Here is a 16,420-nt window from a genome sequence, read left to right as displayed (position 1 = left end):
AGGACGCGGGGAGATGATGGCAAAGAAGGCGGAATCGGGTCTGATCGTCGGGCTGGATGTCGGGACCTCGAAGATCGAGGCCATCGTCGGCGAGCTGAAGGACGATGGCGAGATCGAGATCATCGGCATCGGCTCGTCGCCCTCGCGCGGACTGAAGAAGGGCGTGGTGGTCAACATCGAGTCCACCGTGCAGTCGATCCAGCGCGCGGTGGAGGAGGCCGAGCTGATGGCCGGCTGCGAGATCCACTCGGTGTACACCGGTATCGCCGGGAGTCACGTGAAGAGCTACAACTCGACCGGCGTGGTGGCCATCAAGGACGGCGAGGTGGGGCCGGGCGACGTCGAGCGGGTCATCGACGCTGCGCGGGCCATCGCGATCCCCGCCGACCAGCGCATCCTCCACGTGCTCCCGCAGGAATACATCATCGACGAGCAGGAGGGCATCCGCGAACCGGTGGGGATGTCCGGCGTGCGCCTGGAGGCGAAGGTCCATCTGGTCACCGGCGCGGTGTCGGCGGCGCAGAACATCGTGAAGTGCGTGGAGCGCTGCGGCCTGCGGGTGGACGACATCATCCTCGAACAGCTGGCGTCGTCGTATTCGGTGCTGACCGAGGACGAGAAGGACCTGGGGGTCTGCCTGGTGGATGTCGGGGGCGGCACCACCGACATCGCGGTGTTCTCCCACGGCGCGATCGCGCACACCGCGGTGCTGCCGATCGCCGGTGACCAGGTGACCAACGACATCGCGGTCGCGCTGCGCACGCCCACGCAGTACGCCGAGGAACTGAAGATGAAATACGCCTGCGCGCTGCGCTCGCTGGCCGACCCCGGGGAGTCCATCGAGGTCCCGGGGGTGGGCGACCGCGAGGCGCGCCGGCTCTCGCGGCAGACCCTGGCGTCGGTGGTGGAACCGCGTTACGAGGAGCTTCTGCAACTGGTGCAGGCCGAACTGCGCCGTTCCGGGACCGAGGAAATGATCGCCGCCGGGGTGGTGCTGACCGGCGGGTCGTCGCGGATGGAAGGTGGGGTGGACCTGGCCGAGGAGGTCTTCCACATGCCCGTTCGCCTGGGTGTTCCGCAGCACGTGACCGGGCTGCTGGACGTGGTGCGCAACCCGGTGCATGCCACCGGGGTGGGCCTGCTGCTGTATGCCCGCGAGTCACGGGCCCTGCAGGAGGCCCGCCCGGTGGAATCCGGGTTCCAGGGGATCTGGGCGCGCATGAAGCGCTGGTTTACCGGCCAGTTCTAGGCCGGACCGAAGGGCCGGACCGCTCTCCGGCTACCGAGAAGGAAGGACATGTACACACGAAACAAGAGGACGCAATCATGACGTTCGAACTGATGGATACCTTTAGCCAGAGCGCCACGATCAAGGTCGTGGGCGTGGGTGGCGGCGGCGGCAACGCCGTACAGCACATGGTTCATTCGCAGCTGGATGGCGTGGATTTCATCTGCGCCAATACCGATGCCCAGGCGCTCAAGAGCCTGGATTCCAAGACCCTGCTGCAGCTGGGCGGGGACATCACCAAGGGCCTGGGCGCCGGGGCCGATCCGTCCGTGGGCCGCGAGGCCGCACTGGAGGATCGCGAGCGGGTGCAGGACCTGCTGCACGGCGCGGACATGGTGTTCATCACCGCCGGCATGGGCGGCGGCACGGGCACCGGCGCGGCCCCGGTGGTGGCACAGATCGCCAAGGAGATGGGCATCCTGACCGTGGCCGTGGTGACCAAGCCGTTCCCGTTCGAGGGCAAGAAGCGCATGCAGGTCGCAATGTCCGGGATCAAGGCGCTGACCGAGCAGGTGGACTCCCTGATCACCATCCCCAACGAGAAGCTGCTCACGGTGATGGGCAAGAACACCACCCTGCTGGATGCCTTCAAGGCTGCCAACGACGTGCTGTTCGGCGCGGTGCAGGGCATCGCCGAGCTGATCACCCGTCCGGGCCTGATCAACGTCGACTTCGCCGACGTACGCAACGTGATGCGCGAGATGGGCATGGCGATGATGGGGACCGGCACCGGTTCCGGCGAAGACCGTGCGCGCCAGGCCGCCGAGGCCGCGATTGCCAGCCCGCTGCTGGAGGACATCGACATCTCCGGGGCGCGCGGCATCCTGGTCAACGTGACCGGGGGCATGGATGTCGGTATCGGCGAATTCGAGGAAGTCGGCGAAGCGGTGAAGGCGCTGGCCTCCGAGGACGCCACCGTGGTGGTGGGTACCGTCATCGATCCCGAGATGAGCGACGAGATGCGGGTCACGCTGGTGGCCACCGGCCTGGGCGCGCAGACCGAGCAGCCCGAACGTCCGCAGGTGCGCGTGGTGGATGCCCAGCCGCAGCAGGCGGCGGCCGGTTCCGACGTGGATTTCGATCGCCCTACGCACCAGCGTCAGCGCCGGAGCCAGGACGAGGTCGCGACGGATTACGGCAGCGGTAACCAGCAGTCGAACATCGATGTGCTCGACATCCCGGCTTTCCTGCGCAAGCAGGCGGATTGAGGGGCTTGACATGCAGGAGGAGCGGAATCCTGCAATAATGGAGCATTCGTTGTGTGCATGAACGGAGCCCGGGAGGGCCCGGGCTCCCCTCCATGCGCTCTCGCAGAAGAGGCAGTGCGTTGATCAGGCAAAGAACGCTCAAGAACAGCATCCGGGCGACCGGAGTCGGGCTCCATACGGGCGAGAAGGTGGTCCTTACGCTGCGTCCGGCCCCCCCCAATACCGGAATCGTGTTTCACCGCGATGACCTCGACCCGCCGGTGGAAATCCCGGCACGGGCCGAGAACGTCGGGGACACGCGGCTGTCCACGACCCTGGTCAACGGCGATGCGCGGGTCTCCACCGTGGAACATCTGCTGTCGGCGGTGGCCGGTCTGGGCATCGACAATCTCTTCGTCGACGTGAGCGCGGCGGAGGTCCCGATCATGGACGGCAGCGCGGGACCGTTCGTGTTTCTGCTGCAGTCCGCGGGTCTCAAGGAGCAGGATGCTCCCAAGGAATTCATCCGGGTGAAGCGCAGCGTGGAGGTTCGCGACGGCGACAAATGGGTGCGCTTCGATCCCTATGAAGGGTTCAAGGTCGGTTTCTGCATCGACTTTGAACACCCCATGTTCACCGACGGGAGCCAGCGCGCCGAGCTGGATTTCTCGTCCACCTCATTCGTGAAGGAAGTCTCGCGCGCCCGGACATTCGGGTTCATGCGCGACATCGAGGCCCTGCGGGCGAACCAGCTGGCACTGGGTGGCAGCCTCGACAACGCCGTGGTGCTGGACGATTTCAGGATCCTCAACGAAACCGGACTGCGCTACGACAACGAACTGGTCAAGCACAAGATCCTCGACGTGGTCGGCGATCTCTACCTGCTGGGCCACAGCCTGATCGGGGCTTTCACCGGGCACAAGTCCGGTCATGCCCTGAACAACCAGCTCATCCGTCAGCTGGCCGCGGACCGGACGGCCTGGGAAAAGGTCACCTTCGAGGACCCTGCGGAGCCGCTGCCGATCTCGTTCGGGCAGCTGGAGCCGGGCGCCACCGGCTGAGGGACGTCACCCCGCATCGTTCCCCGAATCGCGGGGACGGGTGCGGGCCAGCCGTCGCAGTGCTCCCGCCAGGCGGGGATCGTCGACCTCGCCGGCCGTCTGTTCCAGGGTTTGGCGGGCGCTGTCCGGGATCGGCGGACGACTGCGCACCGGCTCCGGTTCGGTAGAGCGGGCCGCACCGCCCAGGGCGACCCGCACGCGCTCCACTTCGGGGTAGCCGGCCGCCTGCAGGGTCTTGAGGATCTCGCGCTGCTGGAAGCGCATCTCGGTGCACAGGGCGCGGTCGCGGCAGACTGCCACCAGGGTGGTGTCGTGGCGCACCAGCTGGAGTCGCCCACTGGCGACGTGCGTTCCGACCAGCCCGGCCAGTGCCCGTTCCAGTGCCCGGTCCGGGGTGACGTGGCTCTGCCACGCGGCGCGGATGTATCGGCCGATGCGGGGCGGCGTCATGGCTGACATGGCGCCTCCCGGTCGGGTCTTGCAGGAATCAACGGAGGTTGCATGGACCTGATGCTACTACGAGCGGGCGGTGTCTGTACCCGGATCCCGCTGTGGCTGGTGGTTCCAGTGCTGCTGGGGGTGCTGGCCGCGGTCGTGACCGCCGGCTATCAGCTGGGCCAGCAGCAGCGTGACGTGGTCGAAATCCCCGTGCTCCCGACCGTGGGCTCGCCCGATCTCGAACTCGCGGAACGCGAGCTCGCGCGCGAGGGGGTGGAGTCGCTGGCGTCCCGTCTGGTCGAGCTGGAAAACCGCCAGGCGCGCCTGGACCTGCGCATGTCCGGTCTGGGCGACGCCCTGGATCTGGACCCGGAGGCGCTGGAACCGAAGACCGGCGGTCGCGGGGGGGCGTCGCCGCCGGACACCGCGGCCGCGGTGGACCGTCGCATCGCCGCGCTGGATCACCTGCTGGGGCAGCGCGACACGACTGTCGCGCGCCTGGACGAGGCGGTGCGCGGCGATGCCCGGGACGAGCGGATGCGCCCCGGCGTGCGGCCGGTGGAATCCGAGGCCTGGGTCAGCTCGGCCTTTGGATACCGCGACGATCCGTTCACCGGCGAGCGGCGTTTTCATTCCGGCATGGACTACGCCGGACGCGAGGGCTCCGAGATCCGGGCGGCCGCGGACGGGATCGTGGTGCGGGCGGACACCAACGGTGGGTTCGGGCGCAGCGTCGACATCGTTCATGCCGACGGGTTGCTGACCCGTTACGCGCATAATGCGGAGTTGCTGGTCGATCCCGGGGAACGGGTGGAAGCAGGCCAGCCCATCGCCCGTATGGGCAGTACCGGACGGACGACGGATACCCACCTCCATTTCGAAGTTCACGGTCCCGGCGGGCCGGAAAATCCGGCCGACTACGTCCATCGCTGAGCGTGACCTCCGCGGATCGTTTATCCTAGGTCGGTTTCAGCCAATCTTCCGGATCCCCATGAAGCAGCTCGTACGCAAGTTCTTCGGCAGTCGCAACGACCGCATCATCAAGCGCTACGCGAAAAAGGCCGAGCGCATCAATGCCCTGGCCCCGGCCATCGACGATCTGCCGCAGGAAGAACTGCGGCACAAGACCGATGAATTCCGCCGACGGCTGCAGTCGGGCGAGGACCTGGATGCGCTGCTGCCCGAAGCCTTCGCGGTCTGCCGAGCGATGAGCGACCGCGTACTGGGCCTGCGCCACTTCGATGTCCAGCTGATGGGCGGGATGGTCCTGCACGACGGACGGATCGCGGAAATGCGCACCGGCGAGGGCAAGACCCTGGTCGCGACCCTGACGGCCTATCTCAATGCGCTGCCGGGTGATGGCGTGCACGTGGTGACCGTGAACGACTATCTCGCCCGCCGCGATGCGGCCTGGATGGGACGGCTCTACCAGGCCCTGGGACTGACGGTCGGCGTCATCAACTCCTCCGGCGGGCAGTCGGGCGGTGCCTCCTCGTTCGTGTTCGACCCCGACCATGTGGCGGGTGAGGACGGCATGGACGGCCTGCGGCCGGTCACCCGTACCGAGGCCTACGCGGCCGACATCACCTATGGCACGAACAACGAGTTCGGTTTCGACTATCTGCGCGACAACATGGCCTTCTCGGCCGAACAGCGCGTGCAGCGGGGCCTGAACTACGCGCTGGTCGACGAGGTGGACTCGATCCTGATCGACGAGGCGCGCACGCCCCTGATCATTTCCGGCCCGTCCGGCTCGGACTCCGAGCTGTACGAGCGCATGAATGCGATCCCGCCGCAGCTGACGCGTCAGGAAGACGAAGAGAGCGAGGGCGACTACTTCGTTGACGAGAAGGCCAAACAGGTCTTCCTCAGCGAGGAGGGCCACGAGAAGGCCGAGGCCCTGCTGCGCGAGGCCGGCCTGCTGGAGGAGGACCAGTCGCTGTACGACGCCGGCGCGATCGCGGTCCTGCACCATCTGAACGCGGCGCTGCGCGCGCATGCCCTGTTCCATCGGGATGTCGACTATCTGGTGCGCGACAACCAGGTCCAGATCATCGACGAATTCACCGGCCGCATCATGACCGGTCGGCGCTGGTCCGAGGGGCTGCATCAGGCGATCGAGGCCAAGGAGGGCGTGCCGATCCAGCGCGAGAACCAGACGCTCGCCTCGATCACCTTCCAGAACTATTTCCGCCAGTACGACAAGCTGGCGGGCATGACCGGCACCGCGGATACCGAAGCCTACGAGTTCCAGACCATCTACGGCCTGGAGGTTGTGGTGGTTCCCGGGAACAAGCCGCTGATCCGCGAGGACATGCAGGACCTGGTGTACCTGACCCAGGACGAGAAGTACGACGCGATCGCGAAGGAGATCCAATGGTGCGTCGAGCGCGGCCAGCCGGTGCTGGTCGGCACGGCCTCGGTGGACAGCTCCGAGCGGCTGGCGAAGTCGCTCAAGGAGAAGGGCATCGAATTCGAGGTGCTCAACGCCAAGCAGCACGAGCGGGAGGCGCACATCATCGCCCAGGCGGGGCAGCCCGGCGCAGTGACCCTGGCCACTAACATGGCCGGTCGCGGTACCGACATCGTTCTGGGCGGCAGCCTGGATGCCGAGCTGGCCGAGGTGGATCCGGAGGACACCGAGCAGCGCGAGCGGATTCGCGAGGCATGGCAGAAGCGTCACGACGAGGTCCTGGCCTCCGGCGGCCTGCACATCATCGGCTCCGAACGGCACGAGTCGCGGCGCATCGACAACCAGCTGCGCGGGCGTTCGGGGCGCCAGGGTGACCCGGGCTCCAGCCGGTTCTTCCTGTCCCTGGAAGACAACCTGATGCGGGTGTTCGCGTCCGAACGGGTGAAGTCCCTGATGGGACGCCTGGGCATGAAGGAAGGCGAGGCGATCGAGAACGCCTGGGTCTCGCGCGCCATCGAGAACGCCCAGCGCAAGGTCGAGGCGCACAACTTCGATATCCGCAAGCAGCTGCTGGAATACGACGACGTCGCCAACGACCAGCGCCAGGTCATCTACGAGCAGCGCGCGGAACTGCTGACCACCGAGGACATCAGCGACACCATCGATGCCCTGGTGGCCGACGTGATGAATGCGCAGATCAGCGAATACATCCCGCCCGGCAGCATCGAGGATATCTGGGATCCGGAAGGGCTGGAGCAGGCGCTGCGCAACGAATTCGGCCTGGAACTGCCGGTCAAGCAGTGGCTGGATGACGAGGACGACCTGCACGAGGAGCCGCTGCGCGAGCGCATCATCGAGCGGGCGCGCGAGGCCCTCAACGGCAAGCGCGAACAGCTGGGCGATGCCACCATGAATCGCCTGCAGCGCGACGTGATGCTGCAGGTGCTGGATTCGCAGTGGAAGGAACACCTGGCGGCGATGGACTATCTGCGCCAGGGGATCGGCCTGCGCGGGTATGCCAACCGCAATCCCAAGCAGGAATACAAGAAAGAAGCGTTCGCGATGTTCCAGTCGCTGCTGGAGCGCATCAAGCACGACGTGATCAAGATGCTGCTGCGTATCCAGCTGCGCTCCGCCGAGGACGCCGAACAGCTGCAGCCGGAACGCCGGGCACCGGACACCGGAGCCATGAATTTCCGCCACGAGAACCCCGACAGTCCGCTGGCCGCGGACGAGGACGACGGGGGCGCCGCGGACGAGGGCGCACGCAAGGTCGCCGGTGGTGACGAGACGTACCGGCGGGAGGAGCCCAAGCTCGGCCGCAACGAGCCCTGCTGGTGCGGTTCCGGCAAGAAATACAAGCACTGCCACGGCCGTCTCTGACGGCCGGTCCGGGGAGACGCGCTGATGGCCGTGGGACTGCAGGAACCGTCGGCGCCGCCGGCCGTGCCGGGCATCCGTCTGGCAGCCGGGGCGGCCGGCATCCGGTATGCCGGTCGTGATGACCTGGTGCTGATGGACGGTGGCGAACACGCAGTGGTCGCCGCGTTGTACACAACCAGCGCCTTTCGCGCTGCGCCGGTGGAAGTCGCCCGACGGCATCAGGCGGAGGGGCGTCCCCGCTGGCTTCTGATCAATGCCGGGAACGCCAACGCGGGTACCGGTGAGCCCGGGCTGCGTGCGGCCGAGGCGAGCTGCACGGCCCTGGCCCGGCTGGCCGGCAGCGAGGCCTCGGCGGTGCTGCCGTTTTCGACCGGGGTGATCGGCGAGCCGTTTCCGCTGGAGCGACTGGAGGCGGCCCTGCCGGGGCTCTACGACGGACTCGTGGAGGACGGCGAAAGCTGGCTGCGGGCGGCGCGGGCGATCATGACCACTGACACGGTGACGAAAGTCGCGAGCCGCGACGTCCGTCTGTCCGAAGGGTGCGTGCGGCTGACAGGCATGGCGAAGGGATCGGGGATGATCCATCCCGACATGGCGACGATGCTGGGTTTTGTCGGCACGGACCTGGCCACCGATGCGGACGAGCTGGACGCGCTGCTGCGCGAGGCGAACCGTGACAGTTTCAACGCCATTACCGTGGATGGCGATACCTCGACCAATGACGCGCTGGTCTGCATGGCCAGCGGGGCCAGCGGTGTCCGTCTGGTCGGCGATGCCGACCGCACCGCGTTCGCGCAGGCGCTGGGGTCACTGTGTCTGGAACTGGCGACCGCGATCGTGCGCGACGGGGAAGGGGCGACCAAGTTCGTGACCGTGGAGGTGACGGGCGCATGCGAGCGGGCGGAAGCCGAGCGCGTTGCCGAGACGGTCGCGTTGTCCCCTCTGGTGAAGACCGCGCTGTACGCCAGTGACCCGAACTGGGGGCGCATCCTCGCGGCCGTGGGACGGGCCGGCGTCAGCGATCTCCGGATCGAGGGGGTCACGGTCGACATCAACGGTCTGGCGATCGTGCGCGGTGGCGGCCGCGCGCCCGAATACCGTGAGGAAGACGGCCAGGCCGCCTTCGCGGCCGACGAGATCACCATCGCCATCGACCTCGGACGCGGCGATGCGCGGGCGCGCAAGTACACCTGCGATTTCTCCCACGAGTACGTGCGCATCAATGCCGAATACCGCTCCTGAGGCGGCACCGCTCGATGTGGCGCTGGGCGTGATCGAGGACGGGGCGGGCCGGGTCCTGGTCGGTCAACGCGGGGCCGGGCAGCATCAGCCGGACCGCCTCGAATTCCCCGGCGGCAAGCTGGAGGCGGACGAGTCCCCGGCCGCGGGCCTGGTGCGCGAGATCCGGGAGGAGACCGCGCTGGAGGTGGCCCATGCCATCCCCTGCCTGCGGCTGGAGCATGACTACGGCGACCGCCGCGTCAGGTTGCACGTGTTCCGGGTGCCGGACTGGAGCGGCGAGGTCCGGGAGTGCGAAGGCTGCGCCCTGCGCTGGCGCGAGGCGACCGCGCTGGATCCGGCGGATTTCCCGGCCGCCAACGGCCCGATTCTGCGCCTGTTGCAGCTCCCCGATTTCCTTCTGGTGACGCCCGACCCGGCCGGGTCCGACGGCATCGCCGCCGTGGTGGACCGTGTGGCGGCCCGCCTCCGGCACGGGGATGTGGGGCTGTTGCAGGTCCGTGCGCCGGGGCTGGCACGGGACGACTATCTCCGCTTTGCCCGGGATCTGGTGGCGGTGGCGCAGTCGCTGGGTACCGAAGTGCTCCTGAACGCGCCGCTGGACTGGCTGGACGAGCTACCGCCGGCCGGGGTGCATCTGCCGGAGCGGCGCTGGCGGGCGCTGTCCCGGCGCCCCGCGGTGGCCGGCCGGATCAGCGTGTCCGCGCACGATGTCACGGGTCTCCGGGAGGCGAGGGGACTGGCGCCCGATCTGGCCGTGGTCGGACCGGTCCGGCCGACGCGGACGCACCCGGGGGCGACGCCGCTGGGCTGGGACGGTCTGGCACGTCTGACCGCGGCGAGTCCGGTGCCGGTCTACGCCCTGGGGGGGCTGGACGCGGGCAGCCTCGCGCCGGCCCGCGCCGCCGGCGCCTGCGGGATCGCAGCCATCCGTGGTCTGCTCGGAGAGCCGCCGGGCGGCCGGGAGTGACGTCACGGGCGGTGCCGCCCTGGGCTGCCTACAGGGCGCAGCAGCAAAGGCCGAATGTCACATCCTCGCGCACCGGATTCGGGCGCGAGCGGAAATCGCCGGGATCCATGAAGCGCACGGTGAAGCGCTGACGCCCGCCCGAGATCTCGGGGTAGATGCCCAGCTGCGGGTCCACGCTGACCCGAATCATCTGCCAGGCGTGCTGGCTGTCCAGGGGCTGTTCCAGGAATCCCTCCTCCGCGGTGACGCTGCGGTCGTTGCCGGATCCGCGGATATAGCGCAGCACGTGCTGTGTGGCCTCGGTCACGCTCTCCAGCGGCCGGAACCACTCCCGCAGCAGCTCGGTGCGCGCTTCCACTGGCTGTGACAGCCAGTGGTGGTAGATCGGCAGATCGAAGTCGAAGGCGCCACCGGGCAGGGCCATCCGTTGGCGCACACTGTTGAAGAATTCGTTTTCGCGGACGGCGCCGTCCAGGGCTCCGGCCTGTTCTTCCAGTGCGGAATGCAGGCGTCGCTGGTCTTCCATCGTGCTCCGGAAACGGCTGGAATCGATCCCGGGCTGGTCGGCCAGCCGCTGCAGATTGGCCGTCTGGCGCTCGATCTCGCCCATCAGCTCGCGCTTGATGTCGACGCGCGTGACCAGCGCATAGATGTCGACCAGGGAGACCAGGGCTTCGTGATGGTCGTAAGGTTGCCCTGCCTGCAGGGCGTCACCGAAACGTTGCGTGAGCGCCTCCAGCCGGAGCAGGAGGCGGATCCGTTCGTGGAGGGGCTGTTCGAAGATCAGCGGAGCGGTCACGGCGGTGCCATTGGCTTGAAGATTCTGCAGTATCCACGATTGTGGGGGGGTGTTTCTACCCGCCGGAAGTAAGGGTTCGCAGGTGTCGATCGGCGGCCAGGACCTGGTCGCGCAGCTGCCGGTCGTCGATACCGTCGTGGTTATCGATGCAGGTGTCGGCCCGGCGGCGCCGCGCATCCGTGCCAAGCTGGCGTTCCATGATCGCGCGAACCTCCTCGCGGGTGCGGTCGTCGCGCCGGGTCACCCGCTCGATCTGTTCTTCGGGGGTGCACTCAACGGTAAGGACGTGAAAGAAATCCGTCTCCCAGCCCGCTTCGAACAGGAGAGGCACGACGATGAGCGCGTAGGGGGCTTCCCGGGAGCTGTTTTTCAGCCGGGCGTGGATCTCGTCACGGACGGCCGGATGGACAATCGCCTCCAGAGCCTCGCGTTCCTCGGAGTCTGCGAACACGCGGGTCGCAAGCGCCCGGCGGTCGAGGTGTCCGCGCGGGTCAAGAATGCCTGGCCCGAAATGCTCGACGATCGCCCCGTGCAGCGGCTGTCCGGGTTCCTGCAGTTCGCGCGTGACGCGATCGGCATCCAGCACCGGGATCCCCTGTTCGGCGAACAAGGCCGCCACACGGGATTTCCCGGATCCGATCCCCCCCGTCAGTCCAGCTCGCTCCATAGCTTCATCATAGACCGTGCGGAAAGTAGATGCGCAGCAGGGCGTCGCCCGTGATCAGCGTCAGCCATCCGGCGGCGGCCAGGTAAGGCCCGAAGGGGATCGGAATGTTGCGATCGCGTCCGCGCAGGACGATCAGCGCAATGCCGACCACCGCTCCTACCAGGGAGGCCAGCAGCAGGATCACCGGGATGGCCTGCCAGCCAAGCCAGGCGCCGAGCGCGGCCAGCAACTTGAAGTCGCCGTAGCCCATGCCCTCCTTGCCGGTCAGCAGGCGGAAGCCGTGGAATACCAGCCAGAGCAGCAGGTAGCCCGCCATCGCGCCGAACACGGCCGACTGCAGGTCGGTGAAGACCCCGAAGCTGTTCACCAGCAGCCCCAGCCAGAGCAGAGGCAGGGTCAGCTGGTCGGGCAGCAGAGTGGTCCGGGCATCGATGCCGCCGGCTGCGATAAGCCCGCCGGTCAGCACGAGTGCAAGGCCGGCCTCGACGCTGGCGCCGAAGTGCCACAGGGTTGCTGCGAAGAGGAGCCCGGTCAGCAGTTCCACGGCGGGGTACTGCCAGCTGATGCGGGACCCACATCCCGGGCAGCGTCCGCGCAGGAACAGGAAGCTGAGCAGCGGGATGTTCTCGATTGCGCGGATGCTACGCTGGCAGTGCGGGCAGCGCGAGCGGGGGCGGATCAGATCGAAACGCTCCGCGCCGGTGTCTTCCGCGGGTTCTTCGCCCTGCAGGACGTAGCGGGCCTCGGCCTGCCACTCCCGTTCGAGCATGACTGGGAGGCGGGCGATCACTACGTTGATGAAGCTGCCGATCAGCAGCCCCAGCAAACCGGCGATGATCGCCAGCGCCAGCGGGTTCGCGAGCAGCTCGCTCATGCGCGGGTCATGCCGCCGGCCATCAGATCACCTGCCCCATCTGGAAGATTGGCAGGTACATCGCGATCACCAGGCCGCCGACCAGTACACCCAGGACCACCATGATCAGCGGCTCCAGCAGGCTGGACAGGCTGTCCACCGCGTTGTCGACCTCTTCCTCGTAGAAGTCAGCGACCTTGGCCAGCATGGTGTCGAGCGAGCCTGATTCTTCGCCGATCGCGACCATCTGTACCACCATGTTGGGGAACACGGCCGTGTTGCGCATCGACCACTGAAGCTGCCCGCCCGCTGCGGTTTCGTCCCGCATTCGCTCGGTGGCTTCGCGATACACCGCGTTGCCGGTGGCGCCGGAGACCGAGTTGAGGGCATCCACCAGCGGCACGCCGGCCGCGAACATAGTCGACAGGGTCCGGGCGAAGCGGGCCACCGCGGCCTTGCGCAGGATGGGGCCGAAGGCCGGGGCGCGGAGGATGGCGATGTCAAGGAAGCGATCGAATTTTGGAATGCGCTGGCGGGCCTGAATGAACAGGAATCCCGCCAGGATCGCCGCACCGAGGATCGCCCACCACCAGGCCTGTACGAACTCCGACATGTTAATGACCATGCGGGTGAACACCGGGAGGTCTGCGCCGAAGCCCTGGAACAGGGATTCGAACTGCGGCACCACGTAGATCAGCAGGATCGCCGTTACCACGATGGCCACCACGATGACCGCCGCCGGATAGAACAGGGCCTTGCGGATCTTCGCCTTCAGGGCCTCGGTCTTTTCCTTGTAGGTGGCGATCTTGTCCAGCAGGGTCTCCAGCGTGCCGGATTTCTCGCCGGAGTCGACCAGACTGATGACCAGGTCGTCAAAGTGCTTGGGGTGGCGTGACAGGGCGGTGGCGAAGGTGTCGCCGCCCTCGACGTCGGTCTTGATCTGCATGATCAGATCGCGCATCGAGGCCTTTTCGTTGCCCCGACCCACGATCTCGAACGCCTGCACCAGCGGCACCCCCGACTGCAGCATGGTGGTCATCTGGCGCAGGAAATACGCGATGTCGGCGGGGATGATCTTCTTCTGCCCGCCACCCAGAAGGGGTTTCGGCTTCTTCTTGATCTTCAGAACGTTGACGCCGTTCTTGCGCAGTTCGGCGCGCGCGGAGGTCTCGTTCTCCGCGGGCACTTCGCCCTTGACGCGGTCCCCGTTCTTGTTGAGGCCTTCCCAAGTGTAGATCGTGCCGGAATCGGCCATTCCCTGTCCCCCTTAGCCGCTAGTCGATGGTCACGCGGTTGACTTCTTCCAGGCTGGTCAGCCCTTCGATGACCTTGTGCAGGCCCGCCCGCCGCAGGTCCTTGATGCCTTCTTTTTCGGCCTGGCGGGCGAGTTCGGTGCTGTTGCCATTTTCAAGGATGATCCGTTCAAGTTCCTCCGAGATCGGCATAACCTGGTAGATCCCGAGCCGGCCCTTGTAGCCATTGGTGCACTGATCGCAGCCCACCGGCCGGTACACCGTGAAGCCCTGTTCGAGCTCCTCGTCGGTAAAGCCCTCGTCGCGCAGCGTTTCCTCCGGCAGATCCTCGGGTGCCTTGCAGTTGGGGCACAGACGGCGCGCCAGTCGCTGCGCGATGATCAGCAGGATGGACGAGGCGATGTTGTACGGCGGCACCCCCATGTTGGCCAGGCGCGTCAGGGTTTGCGGCGCATCGTTGGTGTGCAGGGTGGAGAGTACCAGATGCCCGGTCTGAGCGGCCTTGATGGCGATCTCGGCGGTTTCCAGGTCGCGGATCTCGCCGACCATGATCACGTCGGGGTCCTGGCGCAGGAAGGCGCGCAGTGCGCTGGCGAACGTCAGTCCGACCTTGGGGTTGATGTTGACCTGGTTCACCCCGGGCATGTTGATTTCGGACGGGTCTTCCGCAGTGGAGATGTTGCGGTCCGACGTGTTGAGGATGCCCAGACCGGTGTAGAGGGAGACGGTCTTGCCGGAGCCGGTCGGTCCGGTCACCAGGATCATCCCGTACGGGCGCCCGAGGGCCTCCAGGTACTGCGCCTTCTGCTCCTCCTCGTAACCGAGCTGATCGATGCCCATCGAGGCCGAGCTCGGGTCGAGGATGCGCAGTACGATTTTTTCGCCGAACAGCGTGGGCAGGGAGCTGACACGGAAGTCGATCGCGCGGGTGCGTGAGAGCTTCAGCTTGATGCGCCCGTCCTGCGGGATGCGGCGTTCGGCGATATCCATGCGCGACATGACCTTGACGCGGGCCAGGATGCGGGGAGCCAGCGAGTTCGGCGGGTGAGCCACCTCATGCAGCACGCCGTCAATGCGAAAACGAACCCGGAAATCCTTCTCGAAAGGTTCCAGGTGGATGTCCGATGCCTTACGGTTGATCGCGTCCATCAGCAGCTTGTTGACGAACCGAACTACCGGGGCGTCATCAACCGCATCACCTTCATCCGAGGCACTCTCGGTATCGGAATCGGCTTCGACATTCAGACTGTCGAGCTCGTCATCGCCGAGATCTTCCATCAACTGGGACGAGGCATTCAGTGCGTCGTCGATGGCCTTGTCCAGTTTCTTCGGTTCGACCAGCACCGCATCGACGGGCATCCCGGTGGCGAATTTGAATTCGTCGGTGGCCACCAGGTTGGTGGGATCGGATACCGCGATGAACAACCGATTCCCGCGTTGCATCAGAGGCAGGGCATGATGCTTCTGGATCAGCTTCTCGTTCAGGTGGTCGCGCGGAATGACTTCCTCGTCAAAGGCGGCCATGTCCAGTACCGGAAGCCCGAACTCCTCCGCCGCCGCTTCGACGAGTCGTGGTTCCGGCACGTCGCCCTTGTCGGCCAGCAGCGCCATGAGTGGGGTCTGTTGGGTCCGCGCCTGTTCGACCAGCTGTTGGGCGATGTCCTGTGCAATCAGCCCGTTGTCGACGAGGCGTTTTGCCAGCCCCGGCAGGCGGGGGGTCGTGTTGCTGTTGGCCATGGGTGTTCGCAGACGTTATTGGGGGTGATCCACACTGTACGTGGCGCGGTCCGGAATGGAAACGCATGCCGAGCTGGCGCTGCGGTTGTTCCTCACATTGGCCCGATATTAGAGCGGTTATTCGGCGGATTACAAGGATGGGAACAAGGTTTTTCGCTGTCCGCGCCCTCGATGCGGGCCAGTCGACGGTTCTGCGAACGGCGTCTCGGGCGGGGTTGACTTGCCTCGATTCGTCTCTCAGAATGCACGGCTTGGTTCAGGAGGGATACCCAAGCGGCCAACGGGGGCAGACTGTAAATCTGCTGGCACAGCCTTCGGAGGTTCGAATCCTCCTCCCTCCACCACCCAGTTTCATGCCAGCGACCCGAGCGGGCGATGGCGAGAAAGCCAGGTTCTGCGGGTGTAGTTCAATGGTAGAACCTCAGCCTTCCAAGCTGATGATGTGGGTTCGATTCCCATCACCCGCTCCAGATTCTGGCTTGCAGGTCAGGCTCATGTAGCTCAGCAGGTAGAGCACTTCCTTGGTAAGGAAGAGGTCACCGGTTCGAGTCCGGTCATGAGCTCCATTTTTGGTACGTAGCAACGTCAGTGCTGCCGTCGTAGCGACAGCGTCACGATCCGGGGAAGCGAGATATGTCCAAGGAAAAGTTCGAACGCAAGAAGCCGCACGTGAATGTGGGGACGATTGGTCATGTGGACCACGGGAAGACGACGCTGACGGCGGCGTTGACGGTGGTTCAGGCGAAGAAGTACGGCAGCGATGCGCGTGCCTTTGACCAGATTGACAACGCGCCGGAAGAGAAGCAGCGCGGGATCACGATTGCGACGGCGCACGTGGAGTACGAGTCGGACACGCGCCACTATGCGCACGTGGACTGCCCGGGGCACGCGGACTATGTGAAGAACATGATCACCGGTGCTGCGCAGATGGACGGTGCGATTCTGGTGGTTTCGGCGGCGGACGGCCCGATGCCGCAGACGCGGGAGCACATCCTGCTGTCGCGCCAGGTGGGTGTGCCGCACATCGTGGTGTTCCTGAACAAGGCGGACATGGTGGACGATCCGGAGCTCCTGGAGCTGGTGGAGATGGAGGTCCGTGATCTGCTGTCGAGCTATGATTTCCCGGGTGACG

At 66.3% G+C, this 16,420-nt stretch carries 14 protein-coding genes and 3 tRNA genes; 11 read left to right on the top strand and 6 right to left on the bottom strand.

All coding sequences use genetic code 11. The features are described 5' to 3' along the window. The first annotated feature begins 13 nt into the window (after positions 1-13). The 3 genes from ftsA to lpxC all read left to right on the top strand — a co-directional run bounded on the left by ftsA (position 14) and on the right by lpxC (position 3,536). Complete coding sequence (ftsA, locus tag D577_RS0110160; protein ID WP_018869879.1) at positions 14-1,249, top strand: cell division protein FtsA; 1,236 nt, start codon at positions 14-16, stop codon at positions 1,247-1,249. A 77-nt stretch (positions 1,250-1,326) separates the two neighbouring features. After that, complete coding sequence (gene ftsZ / locus D577_RS0110155; RefSeq protein ID WP_018947368.1) at positions 1,327-2,496, top strand: cell division protein FtsZ; 1,170 nt, start codon at positions 1,327-1,329, stop codon at positions 2,494-2,496. A 119-nt stretch (positions 2,497-2,615) separates the two neighbouring features. Continuing rightward, positions 2,616-3,536, top strand: coding sequence for a UDP-3-O-acyl-N-acetylglucosamine deacetylase (gene lpxC / locus D577_RS0110150; protein ID WP_077244790.1), 921 nt, complete (start codon positions 2,616-2,618; stop codon positions 3,534-3,536). Between the two features lie 6 nt (positions 3,537-3,542). Here lpxC and D577_RS0110145 read toward each other — a convergent pair whose 3' ends face one another. Then, positions 3,543-3,986, bottom strand: coding sequence for a DciA family protein (locus D577_RS0110145; RefSeq protein ID WP_018947366.1), 444 nt, complete (start codon positions 3,984-3,986; stop codon positions 3,543-3,545). A gap of 51 nt (positions 3,987-4,037) precedes the next feature. Here D577_RS0110145 and D577_RS0110140 point away from each other — a divergent pair, with 51 nt between their 5' ends. The 4 genes from D577_RS0110140 to D577_RS0110125 are packed head-to-tail and all read left to right on the top strand — an operon-like array spanning position 4,038 to position 9,979. Further along, positions 4,038-4,907 carry a M23 family metallopeptidase gene (locus D577_RS0110140; protein WP_018947365.1) on the top strand — a complete coding sequence of 290 codons (870 nt, stop codon included), beginning with the start codon at positions 4,038-4,040 and terminating at the stop codon, positions 4,905-4,907. Between the two features lie 58 nt (positions 4,908-4,965). Beyond that, the gene (gene secA, locus D577_RS0110135; protein ID WP_018947364.1) at positions 4,966-7,770 is read left to right on the top strand and encodes a preprotein translocase subunit SecA; all 2,805 of its coding nucleotides are present in this window, start codon (positions 4,966-4,968) and stop codon (positions 7,768-7,770) included. Between the two features lie 24 nt (positions 7,771-7,794). Continuing rightward, positions 7,795-9,012, top strand: coding sequence for a bifunctional glutamate N-acetyltransferase/amino-acid acetyltransferase ArgJ (gene argJ, locus D577_RS0110130; RefSeq protein WP_018947363.1), 1,218 nt, complete (start codon positions 7,795-7,797; stop codon positions 9,010-9,012). Then, positions 8,993-9,979: a Nudix family hydrolase gene (locus D577_RS0110125; RefSeq protein WP_018947362.1), complete on the top strand. Its 987-nt coding sequence runs from the start codon at positions 8,993-8,995 to the stop codon at positions 9,977-9,979. Before argJ ends, D577_RS0110125 begins: the two co-directional genes overlap by 20 nt. 28 nt (positions 9,980-10,007) lie before the next feature. Here D577_RS0110125 and zapD read toward each other — a convergent pair whose 3' ends face one another. Genes zapD through pilB form a run of 5 tightly spaced genes read right to left on the bottom strand, consistent with a single transcriptional unit; the run spans position 10,008 to position 15,288 of the window. Next, positions 10,008-10,778: a cell division protein ZapD gene (zapD, locus tag D577_RS0110120; protein WP_018947361.1), complete on the bottom strand. Its 771-nt coding sequence runs from the start codon at positions 10,776-10,778 to the stop codon at positions 10,008-10,010. 55 nt (positions 10,779-10,833) lie between these two features. Then, on the bottom strand, positions 10,834-11,445 hold the full coding sequence (gene coaE / locus D577_RS0110115; RefSeq protein WP_026289005.1) for a dephospho-CoA kinase: 612 nt from the start codon (positions 11,443-11,445) through the stop codon (positions 10,834-10,836). A gap of 7 nt (positions 11,446-11,452) precedes the next feature. Next, entirely contained in the window at positions 11,453-12,319 is an 867-nt protein-coding gene (locus D577_RS0110110; RefSeq protein ID WP_018947359.1) for an A24 family peptidase, read from the bottom strand. 22 nt (positions 12,320-12,341) lie between these two features. Continuing rightward, positions 12,342-13,553 (bottom strand): type II secretion system F family protein, encoded by a 1,212-nt coding sequence (locus D577_RS0110105; protein WP_018947358.1) that lies wholly within the window; start codon positions 13,551-13,553, stop codon positions 12,342-12,344. Between the two features lie 19 nt (positions 13,554-13,572). Next, entirely contained in the window at positions 13,573-15,288 is a 1,716-nt protein-coding gene (gene pilB, locus D577_RS0110100; RefSeq protein WP_018947357.1) for a type IV-A pilus assembly ATPase PilB, read from the bottom strand. A 259-nt stretch (positions 15,289-15,547) separates the two neighbouring features. Between pilB and D577_RS0110095 the strand changes: the two genes are divergently transcribed. The 4 genes from D577_RS0110095 to D577_RS0110080 all read left to right on the top strand — a co-directional run. Then, positions 15,548-15,632: transfer RNA gene (locus tag D577_RS0110095), tRNA-Tyr, on the top strand. Positions 15,633-15,684: 52 nt separating this feature from the next. Next, positions 15,685-15,758: transfer RNA gene (locus D577_RS0110090), tRNA-Gly, on the top strand. Between the two features lie 20 nt (positions 15,759-15,778). Further along, positions 15,779-15,854: transfer RNA gene (locus D577_RS0110085), tRNA-Thr, on the top strand. A 67-nt stretch (positions 15,855-15,921) separates the two neighbouring features. Further along, positions 15,922-16,420, top strand: a 499-nt coding sequence (locus tag D577_RS0110080; RefSeq protein ID WP_018947356.1) for a GTP-binding protein, incomplete at its 3' end; no start/stop codon positions are given.

It is taken from the genome of Thioalkalivibrio sp. AKL17 (assembly GCF_000377885.1).
GTDB lineage: Bacteria > Pseudomonadota > Gammaproteobacteria > Ectothiorhodospirales > Ectothiorhodospiraceae > Thioalkalivibrio > Thioalkalivibrio halophilus.
Note: the sequence above shows the minus strand (reverse complement) of the source record. Positions and strands in the feature narration are given on the sequence as shown.

Coding starts and splice junctions, on each gene's coding strand:
- ftsA (WP_018869879.1), top strand. CDS start 14: ATGATGGCAAAGAAGGCGGAATCGGGTCTGATCGTCGGGCTGGATGTC.
- ftsZ (WP_018947368.1), top strand. CDS start 1,327: ATGACGTTCGAACTGATGGATACCTTTAGCCAGAGCGCCACGATCAAG.
- D577_RS0110145 (WP_018947366.1), bottom strand. CDS start 3,986: ATGACGCCGCCCCGCATCGGCCGATACATCCGCGCCGCGTGGCAGAGC.
- D577_RS0110140 (WP_018947365.1), top strand. CDS start 4,038: ATGGACCTGATGCTACTACGAGCGGGCGGTGTCTGTACCCGGATCCCG.
- secA (WP_018947364.1), top strand. CDS start 4,966: ATGAAGCAGCTCGTACGCAAGTTCTTCGGCAGTCGCAACGACCGCATC.
- argJ (WP_018947363.1), top strand. CDS start 7,795: ATGGCCGTGGGACTGCAGGAACCGTCGGCGCCGCCGGCCGTGCCGGGC.
- D577_RS0110125 (WP_018947362.1), top strand. CDS start 8,993: ATGCCGAATACCGCTCCTGAGGCGGCACCGCTCGATGTGGCGCTGGGC.
- coaE (WP_026289005.1), bottom strand. CDS start 11,445: ATGGAGCGAGCTGGACTGACGGGGGGGATCGGATCCGGGAAATCCCGT.
- D577_RS0110110 (WP_018947359.1), bottom strand. CDS start 12,319: ATGAGCGAGCTGCTCGCGAACCCGCTGGCGCTGGCGATCATCGCCGGT.
- D577_RS0110105 (WP_018947358.1), bottom strand. CDS start 13,553: ATGGCCGATTCCGGCACGATCTACACTTGGGAAGGCCTCAACAAGAAC.
- pilB (WP_018947357.1), bottom strand. CDS start 15,288: ATGGCCAACAGCAACACGACCCCCCGCCTGCCGGGGCTGGCAAAACGC.